Raw genomic sequence first — 18614 nt, 5'->3', positions numbered from 1 at the left:
ACGAAAAAATGAAAGTCCAGGTCTGTATCATCGGCGGTGGGCCGTCCGGACTGCTGTTGTCCCAGCTCCTGCACCTCAAGGGTATCGACACGGTCGTGCTGGAAAAATTCAGCCGCGACCACGTGCTTGCCCGGATCCGTGCCGGCGTGCTCGAGCACGGCTTCGCCAGGCTGATGCGCGAGGCTCAGTGCAGCGAGCGGATGGACCGCGAGGGCGAGATCCACAAGGGATTCGAGATCGCCCATGACGGGGTGCTCTCCCAGATCGACCTCCATAAGCACTCCGGCGGCAATTCGGTGCTGGTCTACGGCCAGACCGAGCTGACGCGCGACCTCTATGAGGCGCGCGACCGCCTCGGCGGCAACGTCGTGCACAACGCCGAGGACGTGACGCCGCATGAGCTGACCTCGGACCGGCCTTACGTGACCTATCGTTCGAACAGCGAGACCGTCCGCGTTGATTGCGACTATATCGTCGGCGCCGATGGCTTTCACGGCGTCAGCCGCAAGTCGATCCCTAAGGACGTGCTGCGGGAATACGAGAAGATCTATCCGTTCGGCTGGCTCGGCGTGCTGTCGCGCACGAAACCGGTGTCGCCGGAGCTGATTTACGTGAAGCACGAGCGCGGCTTCGCGCTGTGTTCCTTGCGGTCGCAAGTGCTGAGCCGCTACTACGTCCAGGTGCCGCTCACCGACAAGGTGGAGGACTGGAGCGACGATGCGTTCTGGGCCGAGCTGAAGCGTCGTTTGCCGGACGAGGTCGGCGGCCGCCTGGTCACGGGACCGTCCATCGAGAAGAGCATCGCGCCCTTGCGCAGCTTCGTCGCCGAGCCGATGAGCTACGGCCGCCTGTTTCTCGCCGGCGATGCCGCCCACATCGTGCCGCCGACCGGCGCGCGCGGACTGAACAGCGCCGCCTCCGACATCTATTATCTCTACCACGCCATGCTCGCGCACTATCAGAACGACGATGATTCCGGGCTCCAGGGCTACTCCGCCAAGGCGCTGGCGCGGATCTGGAAGGCGCAACGCTTCTCGTGGTGGATGACGATGCTGCTGCATCGCTTCCCTGACCGGCTCGAATACGAGGACCGGCTCCAGCGGACTGAACTGGAATATCTCCTCTCGTCCGAGACGGCACAGCGCCTGCTCGCGGAGAATTATGTGGGGCTGCCGTTTTAAGGATGCGAACGCGGATGCTTTCTCTCGAGGTGAGTGATGACGTCGTGCCGAGTGACGAGCGTTATTTCCCTTCCAGCGTATTGACCGGCGTCCACTCTGGCAGGGGAGGATTTTCGATGAGCGCCCTCGCGCGTTTCGCGAACTTTGACGATGGCGGATCAGTCTTGGCTACGCCCTCGAACGCGTCAGCCGCCTTTGCGAACTCCCGCGCCCGCCAGCAGGCCAGCCCTTCCGCGTAAGCCGCGGCCACCTGTTTCTGCCCGGCGCTCTCCGCGCCTTTGTCCGCGAGCGGCTCGAATACCCTGATGGCCTCGCCGCGCCCCAGCACCCGGATCGCATCGAGTTCCCGCCAGGCGAAGCCGTCGCCGGTCTGCGCCATCGTCGATTCCGAGGCCATGATTGCGGTGCCGTAGTATTTGTTGGCGCCTTCGAGCCGCGAAGCGACGTTCACGGTGTCGCTCATCACGGTGTAGTTGAAGCGGCGGCGGGAGCCAATATTGCCGACCACGGCCTCGCCGCTGTTGAGCCCGATGCGGTGCGACAGGCCGCGGCCGGAGAAAGCGGCGCTGCCGGCGTTGAGCTCTGCCAGCTTTTCGTGACATTTCAGCGCGGCATGGACGGCGTGGCGCGCATGCGCGGGATCGTCGGCGGGCGCACCGAACATGGCGACGATGGAATCGCCGATATATTTGTCGACATAGCCGCCATGGCTCTCGATGATGTCGGTCATGGCCGACAGATATTCGTTCATCAACGTCACCAGCTCGCCCGGCGTCATCGTCTCGGCGATGGAGGAGAAGCCGCTCAGGTCGGAGAAGAACATGGTGACGTTGCGCATTTCGCCGCCGAGCGCCGGCATCTTGCCGGAGGCAACCATGGTGTCGATCACTTCGGGGGCGAGATAGAACGCAAAGCTCTTGCGCAGGAAACGCTCGTCACGATCGGCTAAAACGAAACGGTAGCCGATCATCATCGCGAGCGCGGCAAGGCTTGCGAGTGCCGGCTCCGTCAGCGGCAGCGCCAAGGCATAGACGAATGCACCGACGGCCACGGCGGCGTATACCACGGTGAGGCCGAGGCATGCGATCAGTGCGCCACCCGGTGCAAGCACGCAGGCCGCGCAGGCCACGATCGCTGCGAACACGATGGTGAGAATGCTCCGCAGTGGAAAGCCGAGCTCGGTCACCGCATCGCGTTCGATCAGATTTCGCACCGCGTTGGCATGCACGAAGACACCGGCGATGTCGCTGCGGGCCTTTTGTGCGGTGCTTGCCGGAGCGGGCTGGGCGCATCGTGGCCCCGGCGTTCCGTCGTATCCGCCGGACAGTCGCATCGAGGTGAGCTTGCGATCATCGAAATTCAGGGCGGTGCCGAGCAGCACGACTTTGCCGCCGAAGGCGCGACGGAAGAAATCGCGGTCGCCTTTTTCGACGCAGGCTCGCAGATCGGCGAAGGAGAAAGTCGGAATGTCGCGGCCCAGTCCTCGAAAATTGAGCGCCAGTGTATTCGGTACCGCGTTCGGAATTGCATAACCGGACAATTCGGTCGCGCCGGACGGTGCAATCTCGGGCTTTACTACGAGCGCGCGCGCGGCGAGCTCGACCGCCATCGCGGGGACCGGCTTGCCGTCGATCGAGAAGCTCAGCGGCATCCGCCGGATCACGTCGTCGGTGTCGGTATGGACGTTGAGGGCGCGGATATTGTTTCTCACCGCCAATTGCTGCGCGCGGTCGGGCCTTTCCTGATGGTCGTTGCTCAGGATCTCGCCGAGCACCAGCTTTCCGCTGTCGGAAAGCTTCCGCAGGGCGATGAGATAGTCCCGATCGAAGCCTCTCATGCGGCTGCCCAGCGACGCGTCGCCGAAGGGAATCTCAGACTGCTCGATCGAACTCGGGAAGATGACGTCGAAGCCGATCGCCCGGGCGCCGCCGTCGTCGATGCTGCCGAGAACCCGGCCGATCTCGCGCGTCCAGGTCTGCGTTGGCGATCCCTTGAACGGCGGAGTCTCGTAGGTCTCGCCGTCGATAGCCACGACGACGACCGGTGATGACGCGGGATCGCGGCGGTCGCCGACGAGCTTGCCGCGCAGTGCCGTGAGGATGTCGAGAGACAGGCCTTGCAGCGTCTGGAGCGGTGGAGACGTGACGACGGCGCCTGCAAGAAGCGCAATCAGGATCGCTGCAACGATGTCCCGTCTGCCGATCCGCCGCATCGCCCCGTCGCTAGCTGCCTATTCGAGCCGCAGCAGGCGCCCGACGATCGGCGTCGGCGACGACGTGGCGCTGGGATCGACCTGGAAGGCGTAACGCTTGGTGCCGAGGATGGCGAGATAGCTGCCGCCCGGCGTCAGCGACTTCCCGGCCTTGGCGAAGTCATAGAACTTGCCGCCGACCATCGTCTCGCTCTTGAGCGGCACGCTGATTGTGGGCTCCTTGCCATCAGTGCGTTCGATCACCAGGGTGCTGCCGCTCTTGGCCTGCACCAACGGCGCGATGCCGTAGAGCGTCGGCAGCTTGGCCGGAGCGCTGCCCTTGGCATCCGACCGCATGGTGCGGAAGGTGGTCGCGGCACTCTGGTTCGCCTCCCGCTCCGACAGTTTTGCCGCGTTGGTATCGCAGGGCACCTTTTCGCGCTTGACGTCGCCGAGTTGCACGGTGCTCTGCTCGGCGCCGACCATGACGACGCCTTCGCTGATGGTCTCGCGCTGGCACGATTTGAGATAGCTGAGCGTAATGGTTGCCTTGGGGCCCAGCTTGATGATCTTGCCCGGCGCCACATAATCCATGAACGCGACGCCGTCCACCTTGCCTTGCACGTCCTCGACGATGGCGGCCGGCGTCTCCGCCAAAGCGGGGGCAGCAAGACAGCACGCGCCGACAACAGCGCCGATCAGGCTTTTCATGGGAAATCTCATCCAGTTCGACCGATATTTGCCCGGTCCCCGTCCAGGGCCGATGCTTAGCAGCGAAACGCCCAGGCAAGTGTGACCGGAATCACTCTCACATATTGGTGCACTCTATCAGGAAGAGGTTCAAACCGGCGACCGGAGAAAACAGTGCGCCGGCAAGCTGTTGGCCGGATGGATAATTTCATTCGGCTGGGACGGCCTCGACCGGGTGGCCCTCCGCTGCACTCTCTATACCTGTAATGGGCGCGAGCGTGGCCTCGGTCTTCTGATACGGCGTCGCCTGCTGACCGGCGGCGATCTCGACCACTTCCTCCCAGCGCGACAGGAAGGCTAGCTGTCACGAAGGCTGAGTTGATAGCGGTTATATGCAAGCTGCCAAACGAGGTCGGCACGCCGATCGTTTTTAGCGCGGTATGCAACGAGGTCCAGCTTTCTTGCCCGCTGCGCGGAGGAGCCTGCGCTGCCCACGTCGCTGCGCGTCGGTAGCAATTTGACTGGCTCGCTTTCCAGGGTGTTAACCGTGGCGGAATGCTCTCCGCGCGGATCATTGTCGCGCCCTAGTATTGGTTGCAAATGCGTCCTGAGTTTTACCGCGGATATTTTCATGCTGAGAGACGGCAAATATGCGGCCTGGTTCAGGACCCCGCGCGGTCAGGGCACGGGCGTCGTGCATCTCGCGGAGGGACGAATCTCCGGCAGCGATAGCTTCTTCACCTATGGCGGCTCTTACCGAATCGACGAGCAGCGCTTCACGGCGGTTCTGACCACGCGGCGACATGCCGAGGGGCCGCCGACTGTGTTCGGGCTCGACGAAGTCGAGGTCAAGCTCTCGGGCGTGTGCAGCGGCGCGATGGCGACCTGTTCCGGTACGGCCGAGCAGGCCCCCGATGTGACCTTCGAGGCGACGCTGATCTACAGCCAGGACGAGGTGCTGGCCGCTGACGCCAGAGGTGCGGTCGTGAAGCTCAATGCCGACAAGCTGCCCAAGGGGCTCGACGGCCGTTCGCGATCGCGCCATCCGTTTGCGCCGGGATCGCTTGGCTCGGAACGGAATAGACCATAAGGCAACGTCTCATCCCGCCTGATCGACTTCGACGATGTTGTCAGGACTGCTTAAGCGGATGAGCCCTCTGGTGCCAGGCCCAGGCCGTGCGGATCACGGTCGGTAGATCCGAATGTCGCGGCACGAAATTCAGCACTTTTCGCGCTGCAGATGGATCGGCAACCAGATAGGTGGGATCGCCGGCGCGGCGCGGTTTGACGGTGTGGGGCACCTCGCGCCCGGTCTCCTGCCTGATGGCAGTCAGGATTTCCCGCACCGAAAAGCCGGAGCCGGTGCCCAGATTGAAGCTGCCGCCGGCATGCCCTTGTTCCAGCAGTTTCAGTGCCGCGACATGCGCCGTGGCGAGGTCAGTGACATGGATGTAGTCGCGGATCGCGGTGCCATCGGGCGTGTCGTAGTCCTCACCGAACACGGCAAAATCCACATGGCCCTGCAACGCCATCATGGCGCGCGGAATGAGATGGGTTTCGTTGTCGCGTAATTCGCCGATGCCGCCGACCGGATCGGCGCCGCTGGCGTTGAAATAGCGTAGGCAGAACGCGCCGAAGCCGTAGGCCGACCGGTAATCGGCGAGCATGCGCTCGATCATCCATTTCGATGCGCCATAGGGGTTGATCGGCGCGCAAGGGAAGTCTTCCGGCAGTTCCTTGGAGTCCGCGTTGCCGTAGACGGCGCCGGTCGAGGAGAACACGATGCGATGGCAACTCGCATTGCGCATCGCCTGCAATAGCGACAGCGTACCCTGCACATTGTTGATGTAGTACTTTTGCGGATCGGTCATTGACTCGCCGACGAGGCTTGCCGCCGCGAAATGCATGACCGCCGTGATTTTGTGCTCGGCGAAGGCGCGCGCCAGCATCGCGCCGTCGAGCAGATCGCCAGTCACCAGCGGGCCGGCAACGAAACTGCGATGACCTGTCGAGAGATTGTCATAAACGACGGGCTGGTAGCCGGCGGCGATCAGGGCGCGGCAGGCATGCGAGCCAATATAGCCCGCGCCTCCTGTGACGAGGACGGTCGGTCGGTCTGTCATGTTTGCTTACCCCAAACGAACGCAATGATCATCCAGGCCGTCGTTGCTAGCAGTAGATCCGCGCAAATCACAAGCAGCACAATCGAGAGCCGCCCAAGCTTCTTGCGGCGCAGGCGGCGGAAAGGCTGCTTCGCATAGGATACGTTGGAACAACTCTCTTCCAGCGAAATAGCAGCAGACGGAAATTCAGCGATCACAAGCAAATACCTCTCGCCAGGAAACATGGAAGCCCTAACCGGCAGCAAACAACCCAAGCATAGAATTATCGCGCCCGCATGCAAGTATGCCTGTTCAGGAACGCGTCGACGATTCGATCACTTCTTGCGCTTATTTGGTTCTATTGAGGGCAAAATTCCCACTCTGCTCCTTGCTCCTTAGCAAGCCATTACGCGCAGTCCGCCCACCCGCGGGCCCGACACTTCTTCCCTCGCGCAGCACGTCGACCGCCCCATGATTTAGCTTCAATTGACCATTCTGCCGCTAAAAAGATGTAGGACCACGCCGCAGCAACTCTATCTTTAAAACTGAAATTTAGGGTGAGGCCCATACAAGGAAATGGACAGGGACATGCCTCAGATCTGGATGACATATGACGAACTCGCGACGCTTTGTGAATGCAGCAGCAGTGACGCGAGGTTGCGAGCCATTCATCTGTCCCTAGACCGTAAGAAAAGTCGCGACGGCGCAACGCGGGTCAAGCTGGACTTGGCGCTGACAGCCAAATTCTTTGCGTCTGTTCGCGAGGCAGATTTCGACCTCGAAAGCGCCATCGAAGCGCTCCAGACCACGCACCGGCAGATGGCGGAGCTGCTGACCCCAAATGAGGCCCGCGGCAGACGCGGGATGGCCTAAGCCGCTGCGTTACCCGGGGGAAGGCCCTGCGCGGCCGGGCAATGAGATCCCGCGACCGTTGTTTCTTATCAGGCAAAATCCGCATCCCGAAGTTTTGCCTGCGCCGGTGTTCCAATAATGGCCGGGAGCCGCGGAAGGGTGTCATTAGGAAAGCCGCCTATCGGACCTGAGTCACACTATCGGGGACGGCGGACTGTTGGGCTGCTAATCGCCGACAGCGACAACGGCCACGCAGAAGCCAAGAAGCCGTAAGCCGATCAACAAAAGCAGTGAAGTGCCCCCCGAACCATTCGCCCGAATGGGCAAGGCAGAAGCAACCCACGATGCCGAGACCAAAACTGTCGCCTTCAAAGTCACCTATGCCGGCCTGACGGGTCCGCGATGGGAGCTCATTGCAAAGGCCCGTGGGGGCCAGCAGGAACGCCGACATCGCGCTGCCGTTCGAACGATCCAAAGCCCGTCCCAGGCAGTGCGATGCTCCCCGAAGCCCAGGCTCCCAATTTGTTGGCTCAAAGTGTTCGCAAAGAAAAGATACGGCTGCGAAACCAAGCGATGCACTGCGCGGGCCGATTTTACGTCCCTGACGACTTGTTTTATGCCAGGGGCCGCCTAATTCAGGACGCTGGCCTTGGTAAGAAGGCCAGGATTGTCTGGGCGAGAATGACACCGGCGGTGCCCCCCGTCGCTTTTTGCACCACATCGAGGAAAGCCGGATCACGATCGGGTGTCAGCGCCTGCATTAGTTCAAGCGCGATTGCGACGGCCACGACAAGCGAGCAGGCCAAAGCGAATCGTCCCGGCAGCAGAAAGGATAGAAGAAAGCCCAAGACGCCATAGGCGGAGAAGCGCTCGATGACGACAACCCAATAGGCTTCCGAATGACCCACGAGCACTGGTCTGGCAGCTAGACGTGCAAGCGTGGCGTAGGCGATAAGCGCCAGGCAGACGACCAGGGCCGCGATGAAATGGTTACGACGCATTCCAACACTATACCCTTCGACCGGCGTGTAGCTCTCGAAAACCGGGAAAAGCGTTAATATCGGGGCGTTGCAGATTAAGTGCTCGTGACGTGATGCTCGCCTGGCAATATTTGAGCCGCGCTTGTCGCGTTACATTTGAGCCAGCCACATCGGTCAGTCGACTGGTGCGTGAACTGACGGAGAGATTGCTTCAAATGTTGCGGGTACGGGTCAGCTGTGCAGAACGCCGCCTTACCCGGATTTCACGAGATTAACATCTGCGTTCATAGATTCGATGGCCGATAGGGTCCGTGACCCAGATGCGTAGCGCGACAAAAAGCAGCGCTAAGAAGCCAGCAGGATCGTTATTCCAAAAATGCAATAATGAGCGCTCGGCCAGCAAGTTCTTGCTGCAACAACACCGAAGCGGCTGTAGTAAAGCCTCGGTAGCGGTTCCCTACCGGCAGTTAACCCTTCTTTCCGGCCTTAGGCTTAAGCGCTAGGCCGAGACGCAAGGCCATGCGCTTGATCGTGTCAGGCGAACGCCCGAGCTGCTTAGCCGCTTCTTCGAGCGACGTCGAAGACTTGGCCAGCTCCATGAGCCGGCGGTCCTCTTTGAACGACCAGGGCTTGCGCGCCATAACTGAGATTCTCCTCTTGCAACAACACAACGACAAAGCCGCCAAGCGACCCATGTTCGCTCGACGGCTTTGCTTGGGTGGGGCCAGGCCTTGGGGAAGCCTGGTGCAGAGGTGGATAAGCGATCTGTGAGACTTTGCAATAAACAACGCGGATTAAGCTAACCGCTCAACCTTACTGCGAGTAGCTTAATGCGCGAAACTCGGTGTAAGCATGCGATTTTAGCAATCGAGGTAGGTCTTGCATAACGCTAGCCGCGGTCAAGCTACAACACTCCGATTGTTGCAAACCCGCAGGGTAGTTCGACAGTCGCCTGTTGCCGGTGAGGTCCACCAGCATTGGCGGGACATTTGCACAGCAGCGATGGTTGAAGAGGGCAGTCGGTTAAATGGTCGGTCGCGTAGGCATAGAACCGTAGCATTAACCGAAGTTCGTTGGCAGATGCGCTTCGTCACGCCGGGATTAGCATTAACTGCGAAGCGACATTGTAAATGTCGCCGGCATAGCTGTGCTAACGACTCCTCTGATACGCGATGTACTGTCAATGCGAGAGATCCATAAGATTGGCAGCACTTTGTTTCTCAACTCCCGAATGATCAATCGCGCGATCAGTTCAGACGCCGCGTGGGCTCCACGCCCGCTTTTGCCAGGCGCACGGGCGCTCGTTGCGCGCTTGGGTATGTTCGGAGACGCGGATGCGAGGATGGCGGTCTGGGGACCGCAGAGACCGAGACCCCGACGAATGAATTGCTTCAGCCTCGGCTGGACATCTACAGCGCTGTCGCTCCAAGTTTATTGATCATTTGTTAACCACCTTTGGCGATGGTCCAATTGCAGGCTTAGTACCTATCGAAAGATGAACGCATGTTTCAGTTTTCTTTGAGAGCTAGCATTCATCGGATGTCGAAGCTCGGGCCGCGCCGGAACCAATTTAGAGCTCGTTCGGCGACAAGGGACGCTGAAACCGATAAAAATCGCCTTGCCCCGATCATCCAGGCTATCAACTCAGCGCTGGTCGCTGCTGAAAGAGAATATGCTGGTCTCGACGAACGGGTATCCGACGTGCTCGAGCGTGCAGCAGTAACGATCGGTAACGGGGATGATGAATACCTTCATCGAGCAGCCTTGGATGAGCACCATCAAAATTTGTTTGACACAGAGCTCCTGAATGGTCAGCGCCGGCTCGGCCAACTGAAAGTGACGATGGAGCATCTGCGATTTTTGACGGCAGTATTCGCTACGCGATTTCCCGAAATAGGGACGAGGGGCGACAATTGACAAGCCAGCGCCGGCCTAAGGGCGCTTTTCTCGGCTAAGGCTAGTATGATAATTGTGGAAGTCGAAAAAGTTCTGAGCGGCTGCGCTCTGAACTAATCGGCTCGATCGCAAGCCGGCTGATCGGCTGACAGCGTTTTGGAGCCAGTTGGGGCGCGCTATCGTGGCCTCGATGACACTCTTAATTACTGCGCCTTGATCTCGAATTGTTGCTGTAGACGGTCGACAATCAGCGAAATTGCCGAATTGCAGCTTTCGCGTTTGGCTGTACCGAATCTGATTCCACGAATCGTCCAATTTGAATCTTGCATCGACTTACGATGGCATTCGCCTACGACTACGCCGACAAATCCCTCACAATTGGGGTCTGATCTTCGTACGGCAGTTGTTATAGCTGCTTCAAGAACGGTTAGCTCGATCGGCGTTTTTTGTTTAGTTTTCGACATCGTTCTGTCCCGCGTCCTTGCCGAGACGTTGAAAGCAGAAAATAGCCGCAGTTTGGAGTCAAAAATGACCAACTGATTAATTCAGTTCCGTGTGCGTGACTGTTGCGCCACGAACACGCTGGAAACCGCAGCCCCTGATTGGCAGGCTGGATCCTTAGGTAAATTCGGTTACCTGGGATGCAACTATCCAAGCCATTTTGGGCCTAAGATCACTGGCTCAAGATTCAAGGACTGCGATAGTAGACGCGGTGCTTCCGTCCGCTGGCATCCGCCGACGTTGGCGGAATTGCAAGCCTGCTCTGACCCCAATTAAGGCGCTGTCTGCAGCTGGGCTGAGTTGACTTGGTGCGATTTGCGCCAACGTCATGCTGACATGTTCGAGGCTTCCAAAGCTATTAAGCCATCAGCCGCAAACTAGAGCGAGTTGGCGGCGTACGCCGCGGGGTGTTTCGACGGGTACTGATCGGATGCAGCCGGGATAAATGGCTAAATTATAATGGAAGGGTACGAGATCAAAATAGCCGTGGATGGGGCACAGATAAGCTAGCTCAGGACCGCAACGCGTGAGGGGATAATGTGCCCCGCGAGCGCTGGCTTCATTCGTAGCTGCTCCTGTGGAAGCGATAAGAACGCTCCCCAAAAACACGGTCATCAATCGCCACATAACCAACCCCTTGAGTCTTCGTTCCGCGGAATTGGCTCATACTAGACGTCATACGTCGCTTCGCCAAGCCGGTGGTGTGCAGGCTCGAGCGGTCCATATTGTACTGCCCGGCCGTTCCGAACACTTCTCAGCCGCTTTCCGCTCGGCTCTACATTGAGCCTATTCTTTGACTGCGCAATTGCAGATGGTGAGCCTGACTGAGCTCGTAATTTGCTTCGTAGTAGTAGGTTAGTAACCATAAAGGCGTAGCTTTGCGGAGGCTCGCTCCCTGGGAGGTCAGGGGGCGCGGTTCTAGATTCCTCATTTGTTATCAAATAGTTAGATGGAGTTGGTGGCTACTGTGACTTCAGTGCCACGCTTGCGGCAAAAGACTATCGGACAGAGCAATCAATGCTATGAGGCCCCTACCGTGCCGTGTAGTTTCAAATCGCTTGATCGAGTCCACTGGGTCAATTTTTACGCTTTTTGACCACTGGCGGGCCGAAGGGGGTCATATTGAAGCTCGTGCTCGCAACTGTTTGTCGGCAGATGATCCTCAGCGTTTGCTGCTGTGCATATAATCAGGGCTGCGAGTAATGACTGGACGTAGCGTTAGTCGGGGCGGGATTGTTGTTATGGGGCGACTGTTTCCATCATTGCTTGTCGCTGTTTTTGCTGTTGGTTTAGGGTCTTGCACCCTCCTTCCGAGCACCGGGCCTAAGAGCGATGACATCAAGGCCGACGCAACCGCAGGGATCCAATCCGGCGCCTCGCTACCGTACGCGCTAGTTGATGTATCCGCGGACACGATCGGCTTTTTGTCCCAGCCCAATATAATAAGCTTCAAAGGCGAATTCCCGGACAAGCGCCCAAAGCCCAACCAAGTTGTCGGCGTTGGTGATGTGCTCAATATATCCATCTTTGAAGCGGCGCCCGGCGGTCTTTTTACCCCTGGTCAGGCGGCCGGCGCCCGTCCTGGTAACTTTGTCGACTTGCCGGCGCAGGCGGTCGATCAAAAAGGCAGTATTTACGTCCCTTACGCGGGCGAAATTCCGGCGGCCGCACGGACGATCCCTGAGATTCAACAGGCTGTCGTCGCCCGCTTGCGAAATCGCGCAATCGAGCCCCAAGTTGTCATCAGTCTTAATCAACAGCACTCCAGTGTGGTGAGTGTGTTGGGGGATGTTAATACCCCGGGAGTGTTGGCTCTGAACAGCGTTGGAGAGCGTCTCCTCGCATTGATCGCGCGGGCGGGTGGGCCAAAGTACGAGGCTATCGAGAGCTATGTGACCTTACAGCGGGATGGCAAGCGCGTCAGAGTGCTTCTGAGCAGAGTGGTTCACGATCCGCGCGAGAATATCTTTGTTCGACCGAATGATGTTATTTTTGTTACGCGAGAGTCGCCGACCTTCACGGCGCTTGGAGCTCTTAACCAGAACGTATTCGGACAAATTTCGGATATCAGTTTTGATGTGGAGACGCTGACTCTGACTCAAGCTATTGGCAAGGCAGGCGGCCTCAACGACAATCAATCCGACTCGAGCGAAATCTTTGTCTATAGGTTCGAAGATCGTCCTCTTCTTCAAAAGCTCGGCGTCGACACGACAAGGTTTGTCTACGACCGGATACCGACTATTTATCGGGTGAATTTACGAGATCCGTCGGGCATGCTGCTTGCTGCCGGATTCCAGATGCGCTCGAAGGACGTGCTTTATGTAGCCAACGCAAAGGTCGTTGATTACTACAAGCTGCTGACGCTCATCAATAATACGGCTAACACTGTCTCCAATACTGCAAATACTGTATCCAATGTGAATGCCGCGCGAATTTCGGTCAAAGGCTCAAACTGAACGGCGTAAATCCCGATCTTTTTCGGATCGATATTTTGCCTTCTTGACGCTTAGATCTGTTCAGCTATGGACAACGTCAGTTGTCCTTGTGTTGGCGCCTTTTTTTTTCGGATCGGTCGATCTGGTATGGGTCGTTTGCTGGACAATTGCGCTTGCGATCGCTGCCGGTTGTGGTGCCGGCTTTGAACTTAATGTTCAGCAAACGCTAATTTTTCGGGGCGCGCTTGGAGTTTTCCTTTGCTACGCCGTTGTGTCCGCGATTCAAATCCTCCCTCTTGGACTGAATAACCTCAACGACCCGAGCTGGCACCGGTTAAACGAGCTTCTCGAGCTCAGCGTCGGCCCGAGGATTTCGAGTCGAGAAAAGATCCCGGACATTGCCATTGGTCACTTCTTTACCTTTGTTCTCGCTTTCACGAATGGCTTTTTGCTAGGGACGTCCCGCGAGAACAGCGCAACGCTGATCAAAGTTGCGCGCATTTCAATCCTCGCTTATGCGGGTTACGGGTTATTTGCTTTAGTGTTTACGCCGACTACAACACTCTGGGCGACCAAGTCTGCTTATCTCGGCAGCTTTACGACGACGTTCATCAACCACAACACCGCTGGGACGCTTGTTGGCTCTGGTCTGATCCTTTGGGCTAGTTCCGCCGTGTCTTCTTGGGAAGCCATTCGAACCTCTTCTGTTCGGCTGCTATTGCTGAATCCCGCAAATGAGAAGCTCTCGTTCGATGTGCTTTTCAAAACGGTCGGAGCTTTGGTCTGCTTCTTCGCGCTCCTGTCAAGCGGATCTAGGGGCGCTCTGATTTCATCCTGCGCCGGGCTACTGACTCTAGCGCTACTTATAGTTGGGGGGCGGGACAAAGTCAGTCGCAAGGGCCTTTTCTTCTTAGCTCTCACGGGTGCCGTTGCATTGATGGGATGGCTTCTTCAAATCGGAAGGATTGCGAGCCAAGGCCTTGTCGATGAACAGAGGTGGTCAGTCTACGAACTATGTTTGCAGTCCGTTCAACGGCGCCCTTGGTTTGGCAGTGGAGCAGGGACTTTTGAAGACATCTTTCCGTCGCTGCGTTCTCCGACCTTTCCAAGTTCAGGAGTGTGGGATCATGCTCACTCGACCATTCTAGAAATCGCAGTTGAAATGGGAATTCCGGTTGCCGTGATAATCGCGTTGGCCGCCCTGGCGACCGTTTTTCTTCTGTCACGCGCGGCAATGCAGCAGTCTAAATCGGTTGCAGCACCGTTGGCGGCAATTGCAGGTGTCGCCGTGCTTAGTTATGTTCATTCACTCGTTGATTTCTCATTGCAGATACCCGGCTATTTCATACCATTCGGGATACTGATGGGTCTGGGGCTCGCGAGAGCGGCTTCGTCGCCCATTTCAGATGCTCGGCGCCGCGGCCAATCGCCGAATGCCTTCGCATTTAATCCAGACTAAGCGCTTATCGCACTGTACCGGTCGGGTTCATGTGCGCGGGTTTCCACAGACAAGTGCGGAAAGCGTGACTGATGCCCTTCTTTGTCGTCGTGCACGCCCGGAGAGCAGGACTACGGCACAGCGAATGCTGAGCCCGGACGCCCGCAGTAAAAAGAGGAGCACACCTCAGACGTTTAATCGCGAAGATGCGGTTAGCTCGGCGCTAAAAGATTCGGGGCCAGAGTCCCTGCGGCACTCCGAGTGTTTGTCACGCGCTATCGCTTCGCTAGGTGGAATCTTGATGCGTCGGAGATGACAGATTGTGAAGGCTTCACTTCGGACCAAAAGCGCGAATTATTTGCCGATTGTATCTTGATCCAGGAATATGCCGTACTTTGCCACGTTCGAACGGCTTCGGTGAGGTTGTCCAAAACCAAATCGCCTTGTGTTGTGGATACGACGAGGACTAGGTGCCCTATACCGGACGGTGTCTTGACGACAGACAGGCGTAACGCCTTGGCCGGCATTCCACTCTCGACGAGTTGATGCCGTTTGGTCACCGCGTAATCATTGCAGTCCCCTGCTATCGGAGCGATCGTCCATCCATCCTGAAGCTCGGGGCCATAATCCTTTATGGTGGGAGAAATCGACGCATTAACCGTTTGGTTGATGCGCTTGAGGAGTTCGAGCGTCTTGGGGCCGAACTCGATTCGGTCGCTTCCTGATAAGTCGGGATCGCATTCGCTCGGATAACGGAGACAAAACCTAACATGTTGAAAGGGAGCCAAAGTCGGCTTTCCCTCAACAATCGGAGCCGCTGGGCTCCAATTGGAGGGCAGCTGTTCTCGTGCGTATGAGCCGGTGACTGAAAAGCCAGCGACCATCGCGAAGATAATTGATTTACAAGCCCGCACGATGAATGTCCGAGTAATTACATGGCTTGGCGCCATTCTCGGGACATCATGCAAACGGTTGAGTTAATTCTTTGCTATCGTTTAGCCCAGCGACAAAACATCTGGGCCACAGCGGGAGCGGAGAGTAGCAGCTGTCGTCTGCTCGAACGGAGCACGCTGAACATTCAATTCACACCAAAAAGGGTGATGTTCTCGGTCGGGTCGGATGCGCAGGATGAATCTATCGGCTGATGCCGCATCACGATGAAATACCAGACGACCCACGGTACTGCGGTCGCCGGCGCATGAGGGCCACCGCCTGCAAGCGGCGCAGCTTCGGCTATCCGCGGCTGCATGTTCTGCTCAGGCTAACGGAACCTGATGAACAGCAAAAAGCACTTCAGTAGAAGCTGATCGTGCGCCGCGTGGTCGAGAGCTGCGCTAGCGGAAGGCTCCACCACAGCTCTCGTCGCGCTCAGCAGGCATTCTCGGACAGCAGGAGCGCCGGAATCGTAACGATAAAAATCTTGGCGTCTAAAGCCATGGACCAGTTTCTAGCGTAGAACGTATCGCATGCGACTCGCTTACTGTAAGTCGTGCTACTCCGGCCGCTCACCTGCCACAGGCCCGTAATTCCGGGCCGGCACGACAGGTAAGCGCCCTGCGAGCTGGCGTACATGGCGAGTTCGTCCTCGGTGACGGGCCGTGGGCCAACGATACTCATATCACCCTTGATGACGTTGAAGAGCTGGGGCAATTCGTCGAGGCTGGATTTTCGCAAAATCGCACCGATCAAGGTCACTCGCGGGTCATTCCGGAGCTTTCGAGTTGCGGCCCATTCTGCAGCAGCTGCGGGATTGGATTCAAGAACGTGGCTCAAACGCTCTTCGGCGTCGGTGACCATAGTTCTGAACTTGAAACAGCCAAAATCGCGGCCATTGAACCCGACGCGCTTGTGGCGGAACAGCGCAGGGCCTGGGGAGCTCAGCACCGTTAGCAAGAAGCAAACGACGAACAGGGGTGCGAGGAATAATATCGCTGATGCAGCTATTACGACATCAACTACTCTTTTGGACGTCATGCCTACAGGGTGGGGGAGGCTGATCGCAGCAGCTTTCAAATTGCTGCCGCTATGGACAAAACTACCCATCTCACACTCCTCAAATGCTACTTAGACTAATGTTTCGAATTCACTTCAATCTCTAACTCTTTCTTAGCGATTAAATGCGCAGTGCACAATTCCGGCAAGCCTCATTTAGCGGCAAGTCGGCTATTAATATAAATGATTAAGTCTTTGATGTCATTAACTATGTTCCGTCTGCACCACGCCTACGCGGTTCCAGGCTGAACTTTGACTTTTTCTTGATCGGCACACGAGGCCTCCTCCCAGGCGGGATGGGCTAAACGCGCTTATGCGGCGCCAGCAAATCGGTAGCGCAAGCCTGTGGGTCGATGTCGTTGAGTTTGGCGATGGCGTGAGGGTGTAGATCGCAGCGGCACGCCGGCCGCCCTCATACAAGCCGGCGAAAGTCCAATCTTCGAGCGATAGCGACAGTCCGTGGCTCGCGCTCGGCGACATTGTTCGACATTCAAAGCCGTCCCTCATCAAGGAACCGGGTAAATGCATCCCAGCGGCTGAGGCAGTAATTGATCGCCTGCCGCGCTGCTCGCTGCGCAAGGGGTCCTACTTCCCGGGCTTCCTGGAGCCGCGCCGCATGGCCGAGAAGGCGCTCACGGCCGTGGTGCAGGAAGCCTATGTGCAGGGCGTCTCGACCCGCTCGGTGGACGACCTGGTGCAGGCGATGGGCATGACTGGCATCTCCAAGAGCCAGGTGAGCCGGCTGTGCGCCGAGATCGACGACAAGGTGAAGGCGTTCCTCGGCCGGCCGATCGAGGGCGACTGGCCGTATCTGTGGATCGATGCCACCTACGTAAAGGTGCGCCAGAACGGCCGCATCGTGTCAGTCGCGGTGATTGTCGCAGTCGGCGTCAACAGCGATGGCCGGCGCGAAGTTCTCGGCATGGACGTCGGCCCTTCCGAGGCCGAGACGTTCTGGACCGCGTTCCTGCGCAAGCTCGCCCGCCGCGGCCTGCGCGGCGTCAAGCTGGTCGTCTCCGACGCCCACGAGGGCATCCGGGCCACCGTGGCCAAAGTGCTCAACGCGAGTTGGCAGCGCTGCCGCGTGCACTTCATGCGCAACGCACTCGCCATGCCGGCAAGAGCGGCCGGCGCGTGGTCTCCGCCTTCATCGCCACCGCGTTTGCCCAGGACGATGCCGAGGCCGCACGAAGCCAATGGCGCAAGGTCGCCGACCAGCTCCGCCCCAAGCTGCCCGAACTGGCCAGCTTCCTCGACGAGGCCGAGACCGACGTGCTGGCCTACATGACCTTCCCGCCGCAACACCGGACCAAGCTGCACTCGACAAACCCGATCGAACGCCTCAACGGTGAGATCAAGCGAAGGACCGAGGTGGTCGGCATCTTCCCCAACGAGGATGCCATCGTCCGCCTCATCGGAGCGATCCTGCTCGAGCAAAATGACGAATGGGCCGTCCAGCGAGCCCGCTACATGACACTGGAAACTATCGCCCCGTTGGGTGATGATCCCACCGTCAGCCTTCAGGCAATCGCCAGCTGACAAGCCCGGCTCTCGCCGGCGAACGCGGTGACACACCGCCAGCTACACCACGGCAGGGGACACGATCCAGAGACATCAAAAGCTTGCCCCTTTGCCCGACAGGGGGACGTTTGAAGGGCGTTGCGGCATCAATTCGTGACGTAATAAGCGGCTGGTCACGGTGGCTTAATTTGTTCGCGGAGACCGGTTGGATTGCGGAAGATTTTCTAACGCGTAAAGCATGCGCTTTTGCTGAACTTGTGTCGTTTTCTCAAGTTCGATCGTTAGCGTGGCGCGCATCGGATCAGACGCGGCCAAGTAGGATCGCGCAGCTTCTTCGAAGTAACCGTTGCGAATAAGAAGTCCAAAGTCGATTGCAACCTTCACGCGGATGATTGATGGTGCCCTATCCGCGAACGGCATCGCAGCCAATGATCGTCGTATCGCTATCCAAGCTTCATTCGGCGAGTTATCGAAGGACATATCCAAAAATTGAAACGTTCGGTCGTCAAGTTGTCCGTGGATGATGCGGAGATTAAAAGCCACCAACCAGGCAAAAGCATCACGGGGCGCGCAACGTAGAATTTGCTGAGTGCGAACTTCAAGGGCATGCATGTGTGAGTCGAACTCCGACGCGGCTCCGTTTTTCAGCGAGAGTTCGACCAGGGGAATTTCGGCGAGCAGCAACGCGCGCTGAGCGCGAGTATCGCACGAGTCGAAGTTCAGCGCGGCTTCTTCAGTGAGCATGTTTGCTAGCGCACGGGCGCTATATTTCTCGAGACTCAGTAACTCCGCCTCAACAGTCTCAAAGCCGACCACCGCTATACTTCTTGAAAGC

Annotated in this window: 16 protein-coding genes and 2 pseudogenes; 7 read left to right on the top strand and 11 right to left on the bottom strand. The window is 58.1% G+C overall.

Annotated elements, in window-relative coordinates:
• Window positions 1-8: 8 nt before the first annotated feature.
• Entirely contained in the window at window positions 9-1181 is a 1173-nt protein-coding gene (gene pobA, locus IVB48_RS06010; RefSeq protein ID WP_247398386.1) for a 4-hydroxybenzoate 3-monooxygenase, read from the top strand.
• A gap of 61 nt (window positions 1182-1242) precedes the next feature.
• Here pobA and IVB48_RS06005 read toward each other — a convergent pair whose 3' ends face one another.
• Entirely contained in the window at window positions 1243-3393 is a 2151-nt protein-coding gene (locus IVB48_RS06005) for an adenylate/guanylate cyclase domain-containing protein (RefSeq protein ID WP_247398383.1), read from the bottom strand.
• 18 nt (window positions 3394-3411) lie between these two features.
• On the bottom strand, window positions 3412-4083 hold the full coding sequence (locus tag IVB48_RS06000; RefSeq protein WP_247398381.1) for a hypothetical protein: 672 nt from the start codon (window positions 4081-4083) through the stop codon (window positions 3412-3414).
• A 610-nt stretch (window positions 4084-4693) separates the two neighbouring features.
• Here IVB48_RS06000 and IVB48_RS05995 point away from each other — a divergent pair.
• Window positions 4694-5152 carry a hypothetical protein gene (locus tag IVB48_RS05995; protein WP_247398379.1) on the top strand — a complete coding sequence of 153 codons (459 nt, stop codon included), beginning with the start codon at window positions 4694-4696 and terminating at the stop codon, window positions 5150-5152.
• A 40-nt stretch (window positions 5153-5192) separates the two neighbouring features.
• Here the strand turns inward: IVB48_RS05995 and galE are convergent, their stop codons facing one another.
• Window positions 5193-6185, bottom strand: coding sequence for a UDP-glucose 4-epimerase GalE (gene galE / locus IVB48_RS05990; protein ID WP_247398376.1), 993 nt, complete (start codon window positions 6183-6185; stop codon window positions 5193-5195).
• Entirely contained in the window at window positions 6182-6388 is a 207-nt protein-coding gene (locus tag IVB48_RS05985; RefSeq protein ID WP_247398373.1) for a hypothetical protein, read from the bottom strand. Before IVB48_RS05985 ends, galE begins: the two co-directional genes overlap by 4 nt.
• Before the next feature lie 364 nt (window positions 6389-6752).
• On the opposite strand from IVB48_RS05985, the gene IVB48_RS05980 reads away from it, so the two are divergent.
• A complete protein-coding gene (locus IVB48_RS05980) occupies window positions 6753-7037 on the top strand; it encodes a hypothetical protein (RefSeq protein WP_247398372.1) in 285 nt (94 codons plus the stop codon).
• Between the two features lie 614 nt (window positions 7038-7651).
• Here IVB48_RS05980 and IVB48_RS05975 read toward each other — a convergent pair.
• Window positions 7652-8017 carry a VanZ family protein gene (locus IVB48_RS05975; protein WP_247398369.1) on the bottom strand — a complete coding sequence of 122 codons (366 nt, stop codon included), beginning with the start codon at window positions 8015-8017 and terminating at the stop codon, window positions 7652-7654.
• A gap of 446 nt (window positions 8018-8463) precedes the next feature.
• Window positions 8464-8637: a hypothetical protein gene (locus tag IVB48_RS05970; RefSeq protein ID WP_247398366.1), complete on the bottom strand. Its 174-nt coding sequence runs from the start codon at window positions 8635-8637 to the stop codon at window positions 8464-8466.
• Window positions 8638-9499: 862 nt separating this feature from the next.
• Here IVB48_RS05970 and IVB48_RS05965 point away from each other — a divergent pair.
• Window positions 9500-9913 (top strand): hypothetical protein, encoded by a 414-nt coding sequence (locus IVB48_RS05965; RefSeq protein WP_247398364.1) that lies wholly within the window; start codon window positions 9500-9502, stop codon window positions 9911-9913.
• A gap of 182 nt (window positions 9914-10095) precedes the next feature.
• Here IVB48_RS05965 and IVB48_RS05960 read toward each other — a convergent pair whose 3' ends face one another.
• Window positions 10096-10356, bottom strand: a complete 261-nt coding sequence (locus IVB48_RS05960; protein ID WP_247398361.1) for a hypothetical protein — start codon at window positions 10354-10356, stop codon at window positions 10096-10098.
• Window positions 10357-11634: 1278 nt separating this feature from the next.
• Here IVB48_RS05960 and IVB48_RS05955 point away from each other — a divergent pair.
• Window positions 11635-12849: a polysaccharide biosynthesis/export family protein gene (locus IVB48_RS05955; protein ID WP_247398359.1), complete on the top strand. Its 1215-nt coding sequence runs from the start codon at window positions 11635-11637 to the stop codon at window positions 12847-12849.
• Window positions 12850-12940: 91 nt separating this feature from the next.
• Window positions 12941-14287 carry an O-antigen ligase family protein gene (locus tag IVB48_RS05950; protein WP_247398357.1) on the top strand — a complete coding sequence of 449 codons (1347 nt, stop codon included), beginning with the start codon at window positions 12941-12943 and terminating at the stop codon, window positions 14285-14287.
• A 254-nt stretch (window positions 14288-14541) separates the two neighbouring features.
• Here IVB48_RS05950 and IVB48_RS05945 read toward each other — a convergent pair whose 3' ends face one another.
• The 3 genes and pseudogenes from IVB48_RS05945 to IVB48_RS05935 all read right to left on the bottom strand — a co-directional run.
• Window positions 14542-15150 carry a transglutaminase-like cysteine peptidase gene (locus IVB48_RS05945; protein WP_247398589.1) on the bottom strand — a complete coding sequence of 203 codons (609 nt, stop codon included), beginning with the start codon at window positions 15148-15150 and terminating at the stop codon, window positions 14542-14544.
• 484 nt (window positions 15151-15634) lie between these two features.
• Window positions 15635-16309 (bottom strand): sugar transferase, encoded by a 675-nt coding sequence (locus tag IVB48_RS05940; protein WP_247398354.1) that lies wholly within the window; start codon window positions 16307-16309, stop codon window positions 15635-15637.
• 439 nt (window positions 16310-16748) lie between these two features.
• A pseudogene (locus tag IVB48_RS05935) lies at window positions 16749-16832 on the bottom strand (hypothetical protein); the annotation flags it as partial.
• Between IVB48_RS05935 and IVB48_RS05930 the strand changes: the two are divergent.
• Window positions 16812-17797 (top strand): annotated as a pseudogene (locus IVB48_RS05930) (IS256 family transposase); the annotation flags it as partial. The pseudogenes IVB48_RS05935 and IVB48_RS05930 overlap by 21 nt on opposite strands.
• A gap of 165 nt (window positions 17798-17962) precedes the next feature.
• Here the strand turns inward: IVB48_RS05930 and IVB48_RS05925 are convergent.
• Window positions 17963-18595 (bottom strand): hypothetical protein, encoded by a 633-nt coding sequence (locus IVB48_RS05925; RefSeq protein WP_247398352.1) that lies wholly within the window; start codon window positions 18593-18595, stop codon window positions 17963-17965.
• Between the last annotated feature and the right edge of the window lie 19 nt (window positions 18596-18614).

This window comes from Bradyrhizobium sp. 76 (assembly GCF_023073025.1).
Taxonomy (GTDB): Bacteria; Pseudomonadota; Alphaproteobacteria; order Rhizobiales; family Xanthobacteraceae; genus Bradyrhizobium.
This window is presented reverse-complemented; position numbering and strand designations above follow the sequence as displayed.